Raw genomic sequence first — 13,797 nt, 5'->3', positions numbered from 1 at the left:
CACTCCTCAGTGCGCCGCTTCCCAATTGTCCGCCGCCCGCGCATCAACTTGAAGAGGAACCTTGAGATGGGCGGCCGGCTCCGCGGCTTTCTCCATGATGCCCACCACGAGTGCAATAGTTTCCTCGACATTCTCCGTCGGCGCTTCGAAAATCAGCTCGTCGTGCACCTGAAGGAGCATCCGCGTCGGCAATTCGGCTTTGTTCAATGCGTCAGGGATCCGGATCATCGCGCGGCGGATGATATCGGCGGCGGAGCCTTGGATCGGTGCGTTAATGGCGGCGCGCTCACTGAAGGCGCGTTCCGTGGGGTGTTTCATGTTGATGCCGGGAAAGTGACAGCGGCGGCCGAAGATCGTCTCCACGAACCCGGTGCGTCGGCAATATTCCTTCGTCGCTTCCATGTAATCGCGGATGCCGGGGAACCGCAGAAAGTATCGCTTTATATAGTCGCTTGCTTCCTCGCGACCGATACTCAGCTGATTGGCGAGGCCAAAGGCGGAGATGCCGTAGATGATGCCGAAATTGATCGCCTTGGCACGACGCCTGACCTGGGGGTCCATGCCTTCGACGGGAACGTTGAACATTTCGGATGCCGTCATGGCATGGATGTCCAGTCCCTCGGCAAAGGCGCGCGTCAGCTGCGGGATGTCGGCCATATGGGCCAAGATGCGCAGCTCGATCTGGCTATAGTCGGCAGATATCAGCTTGTTTCCTGGTGATGCGACGAACGCCGTCCGGATCTTGCGGCCCGCCTCCGTCCGTACAGGGATGTTCTGCAGATTTGGTTCAAGGGAGGATAGGCGCCCGGTGCTCGTGGAGGCCAGTGCAAAACTTGTGTGCACACGTCCCTGGGCATCAATGTGCCCCGGCAGACTGTCCGTATAGGTGCTCTTCAGCTTCGAGAGCTGTCGCCACTCCAGGACGCGGGCGGGAAGGGTATGGCCTTCAGCCGCCAATGTCTCGAGAATATCGGCGCCGGTGCTCCATGCGCCGGTCTTGGTTTTCTTTCCGCCGGGCAAGCCCATCTTCTCGAACAGGAGGACGCCAAGCTGTTGTGGCGATCCTACATTGAAGGCGCCGCCGGCTGCCTCGAAAATCTCCGCCTCAAGAGCAGCCATCGATTGCGCGAAGTCTCCCGAGAGGCGCGAGAGAACCTGCCGATCCACCATTATCCCCGCGCGTTCCATTTCGGCGAGCACGGGAATTAAGGGCTTTTCCAAGGTCTCGTAAACCGTCGCCACGCGTTCGGCGGCCAATCGGGGCTTCAGCATCAGCCAGAGCCTGAGAGTGATGTCCGCTCTTTCTGCCGCATAGGGGGTGGCCGCCGTCAGGGGAACAAGATCGAAGGCGACTTGTGTCCTGCCGGTGCCGACCACAGCCTTCAAGGCGATCGCATCATGTTCAAGATGTCGCTTCGCAAGATCGTCGATGGAATGGGCAGTCTTGCCCGAGTCGAGGGCATAGGAAATGAGCATCGTATCTTCCAGCGGCCCCATATGGATGCCATGGCGATGCAGCACGACCAGGTCCGCTTTCGGATCGTGGCCGATCTTCAGGATCGACGGATCTTCGAACATTGGTTTGAGCGTCGAAAAAACCTGCCGCTGCGAAAGCTGCCGGATGTCTTGTCCACCAAAATCAAGACCTGCGCTCGCGCGATGGCCAAAGGGTATGTAGCAGGCCTGGCCGGGCCGGGTGGCCATCGAAATGCCTGCCAAATCACTGTGCATTGTATCGGCAGAAGTGGTCATCAGGCTCAGCGAGACATAGCCGGCATCGTAGATTGCCGACATCCAGAGGGAGAGGTCCTCCTCGGATTGGACGGTCTTGTACTCCTCTTCATTGAAGGGAATGGCCCGGATGGCGGCCGTTGTCGTGGCAACCCCTTCTGCTGGACTGGCCATCCGGTCGGACGACGAAGACACCGCAGCAGCCGCCTCTGGCGCAGAAGGGCCAGACCAACTCTCCACCTTCACCGGAGCAGCGCCAACCTCCTCTGCCACAACATCATATGTCGAGGCCATGCGGCGGGTGAGGGTCGTGAACTCCATCGCCTTGAGAAAACCGATCAGCTCCTGGGGGTCTGGCTCCTGAACAGTCAGTGTTGCCAGTTTCACTTCCACGGGCACATCATGCATCAGGGTCACGAGCCGGCGCGAAATTCTTGCTTGCTCGGCGAACTCGATCAATTTTTCGCGGCGTTTTTGCTGCTTTATTTCGCCGGCACGGCTGAGAAGCGTTTCCAGATCACCATACTCATTGATCAGCTGCGCCCCGGTCTTGATACCGATGCCCGGAACGCCAGGAACGTTATCGACGGAATCGCCGGCCAGTGCCTGAACTTCGATAACTTTGCTCGGAGGCACCCCAAATTTTTCAAGAACCTCAGCTTCTCCGATCACCTTCTCCTTACCAGGCATCGGGTCGAACATTTCCACGTGAGGGCCGACGAGCTGCATAAGATCCTTGTCGGAGGAGACTATTCGGACAAAGGCACCCGCTTCGGCGGCCTGGTAGGCATAGGTCGCAATGATGTCGTCGGCTTCATAGCCTTCCATCTCCACGCAGTGCACATTGAAGGCGCGCACTGCTTGCCGGATCAACGGAAACTGCGGTGTCAGATCTTCGGGAAGATCGGGGCGGTGGGCCTTATAATCTTTGTAGATGTCGTTCCGGAAGGACCGCGCGGAATAATCGAACACGACAGCCAGATGTGTCGGTTGGTCACCGTTTTTCGTGTCCTTCAAGAAGCGGGCCAGCATGTTGCAGAAGCCAAGCACCGCGCCCGTAGGGAGGCCGTCGCTCTTTCGGTTCAGGGGTGGCAGCGCGTGATAGGCGCGAAAAATATAGCCCGAACCATCGATCAAGAAGATGCGATCCGTGGGGGAGAGGGTCGTCAGGGAAGGAGCAGTGTTCATGGTGCTCACTATGCCATTTCAGCGGCGCCGATACCAGTTTAAGGAGGTCATTAACCAGGGAAACACATGACCTCGGCAGTTGGCGGTCCTTCTTCAGGAACTATTCACGAAGGGAGGTGTTATTGTCACGCTTAAGGAAGCGAAAAAGAGCACGATCATGCGGACGGACGCTAACATTACTGGAACGGATGCCAAAGCCATCAGCCAGGACAAACGAGTCCTGATGTTGTTGATCGGGGCTCTTGTGCTGATCAATGTGGGCTTGGCAGTGGTTGCTTTCGCAAGTCCCTTCGGGACCTCCACCGTCACCGATGGATATGGAGTGCGGGTATCCCAGGCGAATGTGACCTGGATGGAGCCCCTCAATCCCAGGTCCATGATCAACTAGATGAGGGCTTGGGCGCCGGCACTCTTTGCGGTGTTCGCCACTGGCGCGTCAGGCGTGACAGCGGCAGACAGTCTTCCGCCCGCCAAATTCCAATGCAGCGATATCTCGATCATTGTTCATTACCGCGACCTCGGATCGGATGGGATCGCGAAAACTGCGGTCATTGATCTCCCCGAAGGAAGATCGTTGCGCCTGCCGATTGCGATCTCTGGTTCGGGCGCTCGCTATAGCGACGGAACCTCCAGCTTTTGGGAGCATCAGGGGTCAGCCACGTTCGAAATTCTCGGTGAATCGTGGGCCGACTGTCCCCTGGTGAAATGAGCGATTTCGGAGCTGCAGCACGCATTCGGTCCGAGGTCTGGGTCATGGCCCAGCTCCGGATCTGCAACGCGGCTTTGGTTTCCGCGACCGTCGCCAAGCGGGGAGACCCCGATGCGGGTGCAATCCTCATTAAAATCTTCCGTCACCGAGAAGATTGTCGCGTCTTCAGCCAGGCCACGAATTTCGACGGCGCACGCGGCTGGATCTGCGCGACTGGAGACGTCCCCGTCAGCGAGCTGGCCGCCGACACCTATATCGAGCGGCAAAAGGCGCGGGATCGCGATCTTTGGGTGATCGAGATCGAAGATCCCAAGGGCAGTTACGTCCTGGCCGATATTGTCGACACCAGAGGCTGAGGCCGGAGTTGCTCCATGCCCGCCGTTGGGTTATGTTCCGCGCCAGCGCTTGATGGCGCTAGCGGCACCCGTAGCTCAGCTGGATAGAGCGCTGCCCTCCGAAGGCAGAGGTCACACGTTCGAATCGTGTCGGGTGCGCCAATAATTTCAGGGATGATGGACAGCGGTGGGGTCTCGGCCTGGGCGCTGTTGGTTTGATCAACTCCGTCCACATTCTGAAATCCAGAAATGTTGACAAATACGAGCACCCTCGGTCGGTGTTGTTCTAGCTTATCCGCGGGAGCTATCCGCACGCCGAAGCTTCGGAGGCGCGGCCAAATCAGCGAGCGCCAAGGGATCTTCCGCCGTCGATGAAGATCGTCTGACCCGTGATGAACTGCGTCTCGGGGCTCGCGAGGAAGCTTACAAGATGAGCGACATCCGAGGGCTTTCCGATCTGGCGGCCGGGCTGCATGGAAAGATGGTGATCCTTCTGCTCCGCGGTCATCCGCTCAAAAATTCCGGTCTCGATCAGACCGGGGGCGATGGCGTTCACGAGGATCCGCTGATCGGCAAGTTCGATCGCCATGCATTTGGTCAGACCCGCCAGCGCATTCTTGGCAGCGACGTAATGGGAGTAATTGCGCGCTCCCAGGATCGATCGAGAGACAATGTTCACGATGCGCCCGCCGTCTCGCATCTTTGGCACGAGGAGCTGCGACAGGCTGGCCGGGACCTTGAGGTGAATGTTCAGCATTCGGTCAAAGTCTAGGCCGCTGATCTCCTGGAACGGCTTTTCCTCGAAGACGCCCGCGTTGTTGACCAGACACCAGACCTCATCCAGACCCGACAGTATGGTCCGTGTCGCCGACTCATCGGTGAGATCGACGGCCTGGCCCGTGATCTCGTCGCTTGAACTTTCCGAGCGGATAGATCGAACACTTTGCTCGACTGCCGCGGGATCCTTGTCGAGGATCAGGACCGCCATCCCCGAGCGAGCCAACGCCACCGCGCAGGCCTTGCCGATCCCGGCCGCCGCACCCGTCACCACCGCCAGCTTCATCCAACTTCTCCCCTCGCATTCGGCGCGACCACCGGCGCCTCCGTCTTCTTCACGCGTTTTCTCACCCCATCACATGGCGAGCAGACCACCATCAATGAGGAGTTCAGCTCCAGTGATATAGGAGGCATCCTCGGAACACAGGAAGAGGACCGGCTTCGCCACTTCCGCGGGCACCCCTTCTCGTTTGAGGGGAATGATCGAGAGAAATGCTGCCTTCTGCTCGGGAGTTCTGACGGAGCTGCGCATGGGCGGCAACACACCCGGGTGGACGCTGTTCACGCGTATGTTCAAGGACGCCAGCTTCAAGGCGGCCGACTTCGTCATGGAGCGCACCGCGCCCTTCGAGGCGACGTAGGGGTATTGACCGGCCGGAAAACCAACGATGCCGGAAATAGAGGACATGTTGACGATCGCACCTCCGCCGCCTTCGCCCATTAGTTTCGAGCATGCCTGCATCCCGAAGAAGACCCCCTTGGCATTGACATCCAAGATCAGGTTCCAACTCTCCTCCGAGATCTCCTCATCGCCACCTCCCCATCCTCCGGTCACGCCGGCGTTGTTCACCAGGACGTCGAGACGACCGGCATCCTGACGGACCTCCGATACGAGACTGTCCCAGTCGGACTTGCGCGTCACATCGAGCGCCTTGCGCTGTATCCGGTCTGATGAGAAGTCCAGAGACGGGTCCGCAAGAGCGTCGGTTCGGTCGGCGGCGTATACTCGTGCCCCTTCCGATGCAAAGAGGCGGCACATTTCGGCTCCCAAACTTCCCGTTCCACCTGTGACGAGAACAACTTTGTCGCGAAACTTCACCGCACCCTCCGAAACACCGGTTTCAATGGCCAAATGTAGTGCCACTCCGCACTATATTGTCAATATCGCTTCTCTTGGCCGAGAGAGAGAAAGTGGTTCAATGCGGTCAATCCTATTGTAAAGGCGGAAGGGCTGGTTCGCATCGCTCAAGGAGAAATGAGATTTACAAGTTCCACCTGAAACCATAAAGTTCGGCTTGAACATTGTCTCATAGGTCTGCAATGAAATTTGGCCTGTTCAATCTCGTCCAACGACGCGACCCCGGTCTCCCTCCCGAACTGACGCTCAAGCAGCTCGTGGACGAGGTAACATTGTCGGAAGAGGTGGGAATGGATGTCGCCTGGGTCGCGGAGCACCATTTCTCCAACTACGGCCTATCCGCTTCACCCCTGATGACGCTGCTCTGGCTCGCTGGAAAGACCAAGCGCATCAGGTTGGCACCTGGGGTTCTCGTCCTGCCTTTTTACCACCCCATGAGGCTGGTGCAGGAATTCGGGCTTGCCAATCTTTTCACAAACGATCGGATCGATTTCGGTTTTGGGGTCGGGTACCAGCACTTCGAGTTCGAACGGTTCGGCGTGACGCTGGCGGATGCCGGCGACCGCACTGTTGAATTCATGGAGATCGTTCACCAGGCCATCGAGCGTGGCGAAGTCGATTTCCAGGGCAAGTTCTATGATATCGCCCCCACCGGAATGGTGTCGCCGCCCAAGGCGATGCCAACCGTATATTTGGCTGCGGCGCTCAACCATCCAAGGCTGCCACGACTTGTGGTGCAACGGGGCTATGTGCCGATGGTCTCTCCCGCCTGGAACCCGTTCGAGCTCGTGCTCAAGCACAGACGCTTCTATGACAATCTGGCCTCCGAGGAAGGCGTCGATCCTGCCTCCACGCCCTTCGCTCTGATGCGGTTCGTCCACGTCACGAACTCGAAGGAGGATGGCCGGAAGGCGGCGGAAGCCCTCCGATACTCTACGAGGATCGCAACGGCCACGCGCTTCAACTATGCGGAATTCGACAACAGCTTCGCCCAGGAGGTGCCCGCTGAAAACGAGCCCTCCCTGGAGCAGATCGTCGCCAATGCCGTGATCGGTGACGTGGCGACTTGTATCGACAAGATGACGGCAGAAATCCAGGCGACACGCGCCACCCACTACGCGTTCATGATGAATGTGGGCGGTCTGGATCCCGCCGCAGTGAAGCGCTCCATTCAGGTCTTGGGCGAGGACGTCCTGCCGGAGGTGAAGAAAAATCTCGGACTCGGCGGCGGGACGGTCACAGCACTCGGCCGGCCTGGCGGCTCGCGACTGGCAAACTAATTTTGGAGACAAGGCACTTTGGCGCAGCATCCCAAGAACTTCTCAATGCTAAACGCTGAGCCAGTCAAAATTGCCTATCGATTTGCCGTGTTGCGCAACTGGTATGCCGGGCCTGTTTACCGTCATCTTGAGGCCGCTCGAGGCATCAACGAGGTGGAGTCGAGCATTCTTTTCTTCCTGGGCCGAGCCGATGGCAGCCGAGCACAGGACATCTGCGATATCGTCGGTCGGCCCAAGACAACCATAAGCCGGGGCGTCAATTCATTGCTGAGAAAAAAACTTATCAAGCGGTTTCCGGACGAGACGGATAAGCGTCAGCGGTTGATCTTCCTCACTCCCGAAGGGCGCAGAGAATACGAGTCTCAGTGGCCACAATTCGCGGAGCAAGAAGCAAAGTTGGTGGCAACATTATCGGCGCCTGAGTTGGCCTTTTTGGATGCCGTCCTGGCTAAGCTGATCGACAATCTTCCGGCTTGGGTGAGGTCCTACTGATTGGACTGCCGAAAATGCGTCGTTTGGGTCGGGTCACGGGATGACATGATCTCGGCGCAGATTTTCGAGGCAGGCGAGGAATGCCGTCTCGCTATCGGCGGAAGGCTCGAAGTCGAATTGTCGTGCTTTGATCACCGATGACAAGTCATCCCATGTGGGCTGGAGCAGGCTATCGAGATAGGGCCAACTTACAAGCCGCTTCAGGTCAGCTTCGCGAAGGGTGTTCTTTTTCGCAATTGCAGACCATGTCTTGCCCTCATCCGCCATTGTCTGAGATAGAGCCTGCGGGACGACCTCACCAGCCGGCATGTCAAAAAATTTCGCGATCTCAGGCCAGAGATATTGCCAGCGAAAGCTGTCTCCATTGGTGATGTTGAAGTCCTGATTGGCGCATTGCGGGGAGAGGGCCGCCCATTCCATGGCTCGTGCGAGCAATTCAGCAGTCACGCCCTGCGAGAGCTTTGACCATGTATCCACAGGGCCGGGGAAATCGAGGGGCCGGCCGTGGGCCCTCAAAAGAGAAGCATACACGCCGAGTGCGGCGACGATACTGTTGCCTGTGCCTTGGGACCGGCCCCACACCGTGTGAGGTCGCAACGATACCCAACTCCAGGCCTGGCCCTGCTGTAGCCGGGTAATGAGATCGTGCTGAGCATAATAATAATGCTCGAAGGATTGCCGAGAATGATGCTCCTTGGCGGGCGTCGCATAGGGTCCCTGATGGCAGCCATACCATTTCGTGCCATGGATAAGGCAGACCCGCTCGAGGGGAGCCTCGGCGACGGCCAGCGCCGACATCAGATTCTCCAGAGGCAAGACGTTGTTTCGGACCTCTTCCTCAGGAGTGTTGGCGGGCACTCTCAGTGTGATGAATACATGGGTGACGTCGCGCAATCTGTTCTGAGCGTCCGCGAGGGCGTCACGATCAAACAAGTCCACTCCGACGAATGTGTCGGCCGCAATGCCCGTCGGTGCCCGCCGCGACAGGCTCAGTACCCGCCATCCTTGAGTTTCTTCGAGTCGTTCACGCAGCGCCCAGCCTACGACACCGGTGCCGCCTACGATCAAAGCGGTGCGCATTGATCTTAAGCCCCTGGAACGCCAGCTGAGCTCGCCGTCGGCCGAAAGCGAACCACGGAGGGATCCTGGTCAGGATCCGGATAAACGGGAGAGAGCTCCATGCCCATTTTGATATCGTCGACGTCGACATCGACGAGGTTGCTCACCAACCGAATACCGGGGGCGTCCGGAAATTCGATGAGGGCGACGATATAGGGCAAATCACCCGCCATCGCCTCATCGAATGGATGGCGGACCACTGTCCAAGAGTAGAGCGTTCCCTGTCCCTTGGAGGGAACCCATTCGAGGTCTTCACTGCGGCAATGTGGGCAGCGTTTCATCGGGTACCAATGAAACTGCCCGCAGCTCTTGCAGTGGGGAAAGGCCAAACTGCCGCTTCGCGCAGCCTGGAAGAAATCATCAAATTCGAGTTTCGTCATCGCTCTAACTTCCCAGTACCAGAAGGCCGTAATCAGGGACCGACAGGCCACTGACGATTCCGACTTTGGCGTCGGCAACCTGGGCCGGACCGCCTTCGCCTCTGAGCTGGCGCACCGCCTCGATCACATGTTCGATTCCCAGTCTGTAGCTGTAGGACAAGAAGCCGCCATGGGTGTTGACAGGCAAGCCGCCGTCGATGCCGATACCCCGTTCGCGGATGAAGCTTGCGCCTTCGCCCTTTTTGCAGAACCCCAGGTCCTCGATCTGCATCAGACAGGAAATGGTGAAGCAGTCGTAGATTTCGGCGAAGTCGATATCCTCCAAGCCGACACCTGCTTTTCCCAGGGCCTGGTCACGCGCGCCCGTTACACCAGACAGACGCAGGAGATCCGGCTTCTGCGTAAAGACGTCGTCACCAGAGATCGGGCTGGTCGCAAAGCCTACGCCCATAACTTCAACAGGCTTCTTGCGACAGTCCCGGGCCCGTTCGCTGCTGGTCATGATGTAGGCGCCTGCCCCATCGGTTATCAGGCAGCAATCCGCAGTTCGCAGCGGATCGGAGATCATCCGGCTTCCGAAATATCCCTCCATGTCCATCGGGCGCGACACTTGCCCGCCGCCATGGCGAAGAGCGTTTTCCCGCTGGGCGATGGCGATCTGGCCCAAATCCTCCTCACGCAGCCCATACTCATGCATGTAGCGTCTCGCCCAGAGAGCGAAGTAGCTCGGCTGCCCGGAGAAACCATAGGGTTTCTCGAATGCCATCTTTGCGGGGTAGATGTGGTGAAAGGCATAGGGGCCGCCGGGCCGGCTTCCCCAATCGACGCCAAAATAGAACAGAACGACCTTTGCCAGACCTTGCTTGATTGCCATCTCGGCCAACAAAGGTGCCGCAACAATGCCCGTGCCCCCATAGGACGTGGCGGCACTAAAGTGGTTATCGATGCCAAGCTGAGCCGCCATCCACTCATGCGGCACGGTGGTCGGCATAATGCCCGCGTCGGTGACGATGCCGTCGACATCGGAGGGATCTAGTCCCGCATCGTCCAAGGCTGCCATCACGGCTTCAAGAGTGAGGGAGCGGATGTCGCCATCCGCCTTTCTCATGGGTTTGGTTTCGCCAGCTCCGACGATGGCTATCACGACATGTTCTCCTTCGTGGAAGCGGCGGCAAAACTCGCCACGAGTTCTTGCCGCAGGATGAATTTCTGGACCTTGCCACTGGGTGTGGTGGGAAAACTCTCTCGGATGACCAGAAACTCCGGGAAATACTGTTTGGCCAGCTGCATCTCGGCCAGATATGCCTTTAGTTCCTCAAGGGTCAGCGGGGCTTCGTCGGCCGGGATCACCACCGCACAGGCGCGCTCTTGCAGTCGTGGGTCCGGAATGCCTATGACGACAACGTTTCGAATTCTCGGATGCTTGTGCAGAAGGTCTTCGATTTCCACGACGGGGATATTCTCTCCGCCGCGTACGATGATGTCTTTGCTCCGCCCGGTAATGCGCAGATTACCCTGCTCATCCACACGCCCGCGATCCCCGGTCGTGAACCAGCCCCCTGGCAGGAAGGACTCCTCCGTCATCTTTTGTCGGTCGAAGTAGCCGGCAAAGAGGGTTGGGCCCTTCGCCACGATATCCCCTTCCTCACCGATCGATGCATCGTTGCCCTCAGGATCCAGAATGCGGATTGCGACACCTTCGAGCGTATGACCATCCGTATCTGCCGCCTGATCGCCCTTGTCTTCGACATCGCTCAAGGTCATCAGGCCGATTTCCGTCATCCCCCATCCCGATACGACCGCGCACCCTATCGTCGAGCGGGCCTTGGCCAAGAGGCTTCTCGGAATCGGAGCGCCGGAACAGAGGAAGACCCGCAGGCTGCTCGTTGCCTCCCGGCCGCGCAGGGCTGCTGCGTCGCAAAGGTCCTGGAGAAATGGAGTCGCCCCCATACACCACGACACTTTTTCCTCCGTGATCAGCTTCAGGGCCTCGCCGGAGTTCCAGCTCTCCATTAGCACCACCGTGCCGCCAAGAACGACGGGCAACTGGCCACCATAGACGAAGCCGGTGTTATGACCGAAAGTCGATGCCATCAGGATCACGTCGTCAGCCCCCAAGCCCTGTCGCCGAATGAGCGCAAGAACTGGGCATAGGTTGCTGTTATGGGTGTGCATGACGCCTTTTGCCTCGCCGGTGGTGCCGGAGGTGAAGGCGACCTCGGAAAGGCTATCTGGATCGACAGGGGCAGTCGGGAGCTGCGACGGGTCCTCCAGGAGGTCCTCTATCGACTCCATCCCTTCGCGCATTTCACCTTCGACGACAATAACCCGACCAAGCGGCAATTCGCGGCGCAAGTCAGCCATCATCGCGGTGTGGTCGAAGCCACGAAACACACCACATGTGATGACGAGCTTCGGCTTGACCAAGCCAAGCATGAAGCGCAGTTCGCGATGGCGGTAGATGGGAGGCAGAGGGTTGCACGCGGCACCGAGCCGAGCCAGCGCATACTCCAATAGAGGAAACCAACGCCAGTTCGGTAGCTGGATCGAGACAACGTCTCCCCGCCCGACGCCTCGTCGATGCAGGCCGGCCGCCAGTTGGTCCGCAATTTCAACGGCCTGTCCGTAGCTCGTTCGATGACCACGGTCGACGATCAGTGTCTTGTCCGCGACGATTTTGGACTGTCGTGACAGGACGTCGTAAATGGTCTCGTTGGGCCACCAGCCGCGCTGAAGGTACTCCAGACGGCGGGCATCCTTAACAAACGTCTTTCCCGGGGTAGACACGGGCAGAAGCGGATGATCGCGGCCACAGCCGCTTGCGATTGGGTGCTCCATCGTCCTTTTGATCTGATTGTACGCCTTATTCCAGGCGCGAGAGATTGTACGACCCCGTATATAGCAGAACGAATGATCGTTCGCTACTCTACCGGCTGTCAAGGGTGAAGGCGTTTGGGTAGGTGAGACGTGCCTTGCGCCGCACAGGGTGGAGGCTTAATCAACATCGCGGCTCTCTCTGATGCCGTGGAACCAGAAGTTGGCAGAACCAGTGATGAACGGTGATTCAAGATCCATCGCAACAGTCCCTGACCCCTCGAAGAAGGCACCTACTGTCTTGGTGACAGGTGCATCTTCGGGCATCGGTCTTGCAACAGCCCGCCGATTTGCGGCCGCGGGGTCGCGGATCATCGCTGCGGCGCGACGGCTGGAGCGCCTCCAGAGCTTGGTGGACGAGCTCGGTGCCAATTGTCATGCTGTCGAGCTCGATGTCACCGATGTGAGCAGCGCGACTTCAATTACCGACAAGCTTCCCGAAGCCTTTAGGACCATCGATCTGCTTGTTAACTCCGCGGGTGTGGCGCTGGGAGATGGGCCGATCCAGAGCGCCCAATGGGGGGATCTGCAGCGGACCATCCAGACGAACATCATGGGGCTGACGGCAGTTACTCATGCGATCCTGCCGCAGATGATCGCGCGGGGGGCCGGCGACATCGTCAATATCGGTTCGATAGCGGGGAGCTATCCGTATCCGACAGGTCATGTCTACGGAGCGAGTAAAGCCTTCGTCCATCAGTTTTCGTTGAACCTTCGTGCCGATCTCGCGGGGAGCGGTGTGCGGGTACTCTGCATCGAACCGGGAACAACGCGGACAGAGTTCGCGGCAGTCCGGATGGGTCAAGATCCTGAGCGCGTACAAGATTTTTATGGCGAGCGGCGTCTGCTCACGCCAGAAGACGTCGCAGAGGTTCTCTTCTTCGCCGTGGGCTTGCCGCGGCACGTGAACCTCAATGTGATCGAGATGATGCCAACCGACCAAGCATTTTCGTTTTTTCGGTTTGCAGATCAGACACCTCCGGATCGGAGTTGATCATCGCTACACTTTGGCCGCAGAGAGCGTCGGTCTTTCCGACTGGCGCATGATGATCCGACGCAGGTCGACGGAGCCCGGTTTCACCAGCACAGCATCCAAGATCAGAGAAAGTCCTTTGATGATATATTCGTCAACGGACATGGCGCGCTTGAACCGCCATGAGTTCAGGGCCCAATTGTGGGCGAAAACCACACACTGATACATGAGCATTTCGCTATCGCTCTGATGGAATATCCTTCGGTCTATGCAGTCATTCACACATTGAGAAATCATGTCGCCGACCTCACGCTCGCGCTCGATCACGTAATTCATATGCTCTCGTGTCAACGACTTTGACTCCCGGTAGCCCAGAACTGCAGCTGCTCGCCTGCGATCGATCACACGGGTCAGGGCGGCGATAATGGCAACGAATCTTTCAAGAGGGTCCTCTAGACCTTCCAGGGCGAGTTCGATCTCCCGTATGTAATTGTCGATCGTCCCCATGATGGACATGTAGAGAAGATCTTCCTTGTCCTGAACATATTGGTAAATCATGCCAATGCTTATGCCGGCCTTATCGGCAATGTCGCGGATCGTTGTGGCGTGATAGCCGTTTCTTCCGAATTGCTCGATCGCTGCGTCCAGGATCTGAGGCAGGCGCCGTTCGATCAGCTTCGGATCTTCGACGCGCCTCTTGTTCACCTTCACCATGAGATCCCCCCGCAAAACCGCTGACAGCCGCGCGCAGTCCGGAACCGATACCGATTGACAGCGCGTCAGAAGCGAACGAATATTCGT

At 58.3% G+C, this 13,797-nt stretch carries 14 protein-coding genes and 1 tRNA gene; 7 read left to right on the top strand and 8 right to left on the bottom strand.

The annotated features are described in order from the left end of the window. Positions 1-6: 6 nt before the first annotated feature. Entirely contained in the window at positions 7-2,919 is a 2,913-nt protein-coding gene (gene polA, locus FKM97_RS02325) for a DNA polymerase I (protein WP_143957514.1), read from the bottom strand. Positions 2,920-3,076: 157 nt separating this feature from the next. Here polA and FKM97_RS02320 point away from each other — a divergent pair, with 157 nt between their 5' ends. The 4 genes from FKM97_RS02320 (at position 3,077) to FKM97_RS02305 (ending at position 4,125) form a co-directional block, all read left to right on the top strand. Then, positions 3,077-3,307, top strand: coding sequence for a hypothetical protein (locus FKM97_RS02320; RefSeq protein ID WP_143957513.1), 231 nt, complete (start codon positions 3,077-3,079; stop codon positions 3,305-3,307). Then, complete coding sequence (locus FKM97_RS27145; protein WP_143957512.1) at positions 3,308-3,628, top strand: MliC family protein; 321 nt, start codon at positions 3,308-3,310, stop codon at positions 3,626-3,628. It abuts the gene before it with no gap. Further along, on the top strand, positions 3,625-3,984 hold the full coding sequence (locus FKM97_RS02310) for a DUF1491 family protein (protein WP_143957511.1): 360 nt from the start codon (positions 3,625-3,627) through the stop codon (positions 3,982-3,984). Before FKM97_RS27145 ends, FKM97_RS02310 begins: the two co-directional genes overlap by 4 nt. Before the next feature lie 64 nt (positions 3,985-4,048). Next, positions 4,049-4,125, top strand: a tRNA-Arg gene (locus tag FKM97_RS02305). A 178-nt stretch (positions 4,126-4,303) separates the two neighbouring features. Here the strand turns inward: FKM97_RS02305 and FKM97_RS02300 are convergent. Further along, positions 4,304-5,026, bottom strand: coding sequence for an SDR family NAD(P)-dependent oxidoreductase (locus FKM97_RS02300; protein ID WP_143957510.1), 723 nt, complete (start codon positions 5,024-5,026; stop codon positions 4,304-4,306). Positions 5,027-5,095: 69 nt separating this feature from the next. After that, positions 5,096-5,872: an SDR family NAD(P)-dependent oxidoreductase gene (locus FKM97_RS02295; RefSeq protein WP_143957509.1), complete on the bottom strand. Its 777-nt coding sequence runs from the start codon at positions 5,870-5,872 to the stop codon at positions 5,096-5,098. A gap of 188 nt (positions 5,873-6,060) precedes the next feature. On the opposite strand from FKM97_RS02295, the gene FKM97_RS02290 reads away from it, so the two are divergent. Continuing rightward, entirely contained in the window at positions 6,061-7,158 is a 1,098-nt protein-coding gene (locus FKM97_RS02290; RefSeq protein ID WP_143957508.1) for an LLM class flavin-dependent oxidoreductase, read from the top strand. Between the two features lie 18 nt (positions 7,159-7,176). Continuing rightward, positions 7,177-7,650, top strand: coding sequence for a MarR family winged helix-turn-helix transcriptional regulator (locus FKM97_RS02285; protein WP_143957507.1), 474 nt, complete (start codon positions 7,177-7,179; stop codon positions 7,648-7,650). Between the two features lie 33 nt (positions 7,651-7,683). Here the strand turns inward: FKM97_RS02285 and FKM97_RS02280 are convergent, their stop codons facing one another. Genes FKM97_RS02280 through FKM97_RS02265 form a run of 4 tightly spaced genes read right to left on the bottom strand, consistent with a single transcriptional unit; the run spans position 7,684 to position 11,987 of the window. After that, positions 7,684-8,730, bottom strand: a complete 1,047-nt coding sequence (locus tag FKM97_RS02280) for an SDR family oxidoreductase (protein ID WP_143957506.1) — start codon at positions 8,728-8,730, stop codon at positions 7,684-7,686. Between the two features lie 5 nt (positions 8,731-8,735). Next, positions 8,736-9,149 (bottom strand): Zn-ribbon domain-containing OB-fold protein, encoded by a 414-nt coding sequence (locus tag FKM97_RS02275; protein ID WP_143957505.1) that lies wholly within the window; start codon positions 9,147-9,149, stop codon positions 8,736-8,738. A 4-nt stretch (positions 9,150-9,153) separates the two neighbouring features. After that, on the bottom strand, positions 9,154-10,293 hold the full coding sequence (locus FKM97_RS02270; protein WP_143957504.1) for a thiolase family protein: 1,140 nt from the start codon (positions 10,291-10,293) through the stop codon (positions 9,154-9,156). After that, positions 10,290-11,987, bottom strand: coding sequence for an AMP-binding protein (locus FKM97_RS02265; protein WP_143957503.1), 1,698 nt, complete (start codon positions 11,985-11,987; stop codon positions 10,290-10,292). The genes FKM97_RS02270 and FKM97_RS02265 overlap by 4 nt, the downstream gene beginning before the upstream one ends. Positions 11,988-12,201: 214 nt before the next feature. Here FKM97_RS02265 and FKM97_RS02260 point away from each other — a divergent pair, with 214 nt between their 5' ends. Beyond that, positions 12,202-13,017, top strand: coding sequence for an SDR family NAD(P)-dependent oxidoreductase (locus FKM97_RS02260; RefSeq protein WP_143957502.1), 816 nt, complete (start codon positions 12,202-12,204; stop codon positions 13,015-13,017). 6 nt (positions 13,018-13,023) lie between these two features. Here FKM97_RS02260 and FKM97_RS02255 read toward each other — a convergent pair whose 3' ends face one another. After that, positions 13,024-13,710 carry a TetR/AcrR family transcriptional regulator gene (locus tag FKM97_RS02255; protein ID WP_170240704.1) on the bottom strand — a complete coding sequence of 229 codons (687 nt, stop codon included), beginning with the start codon at positions 13,708-13,710 and terminating at the stop codon, positions 13,024-13,026. Positions 13,711-13,797 lie beyond the last annotated feature (87 nt).

It is taken from the genome of Rhodoligotrophos appendicifer (assembly GCF_007474605.1).
Classification (GTDB): Bacteria; Pseudomonadota; Alphaproteobacteria; order Rhizobiales; family Im1; genus Rhodoligotrophos; species Rhodoligotrophos appendicifer.
This window is presented reverse-complemented; position numbering and strand designations above follow the sequence as displayed.

Coding starts and splice junctions, on each gene's coding strand:
- polA (WP_143957514.1), bottom strand. CDS start 2,919: ATGAACACTGCTCCTTCCCTGACGACCCTCTCCCCCACGGATCGCATC.
- FKM97_RS02320 (WP_143957513.1), top strand. CDS start 3,077: ATGCGGACGGACGCTAACATTACTGGAACGGATGCCAAAGCCATCAGC.
- FKM97_RS27145 (WP_143957512.1), top strand. CDS start 3,308: ATGAGGGCTTGGGCGCCGGCACTCTTTGCGGTGTTCGCCACTGGCGCG.
- FKM97_RS02310 (WP_143957511.1), top strand. CDS start 3,625: ATGAGCGATTTCGGAGCTGCAGCACGCATTCGGTCCGAGGTCTGGGTC.
- FKM97_RS02300 (WP_143957510.1), bottom strand. CDS start 5,026: ATGAAGCTGGCGGTGGTGACGGGTGCGGCGGCCGGGATCGGCAAGGCC.
- FKM97_RS02290 (WP_143957508.1), top strand. CDS start 6,061: ATGAAATTTGGCCTGTTCAATCTCGTCCAACGACGCGACCCCGGTCTC.
- FKM97_RS02280 (WP_143957506.1), bottom strand. CDS start 8,730: ATGCGCACCGCTTTGATCGTAGGCGGCACCGGTGTCGTAGGCTGGGCG.
- FKM97_RS02275 (WP_143957505.1), bottom strand. CDS start 9,149: ATGACGAAACTCGAATTTGATGATTTCTTCCAGGCTGCGCGAAGCGGC.
- FKM97_RS02265 (WP_143957503.1), bottom strand. CDS start 11,987: ATGGAGCACCCAATCGCAAGCGGCTGTGGCCGCGATCATCCGCTTCTG.
- FKM97_RS02260 (WP_143957502.1), top strand. CDS start 12,202: ATGAACGGTGATTCAAGATCCATCGCAACAGTCCCTGACCCCTCGAAG.
- FKM97_RS02255 (WP_170240704.1), bottom strand. CDS start 13,710: ATGGTGAAGGTGAACAAGAGGCGCGTCGAAGATCCGAAGCTGATCGAA.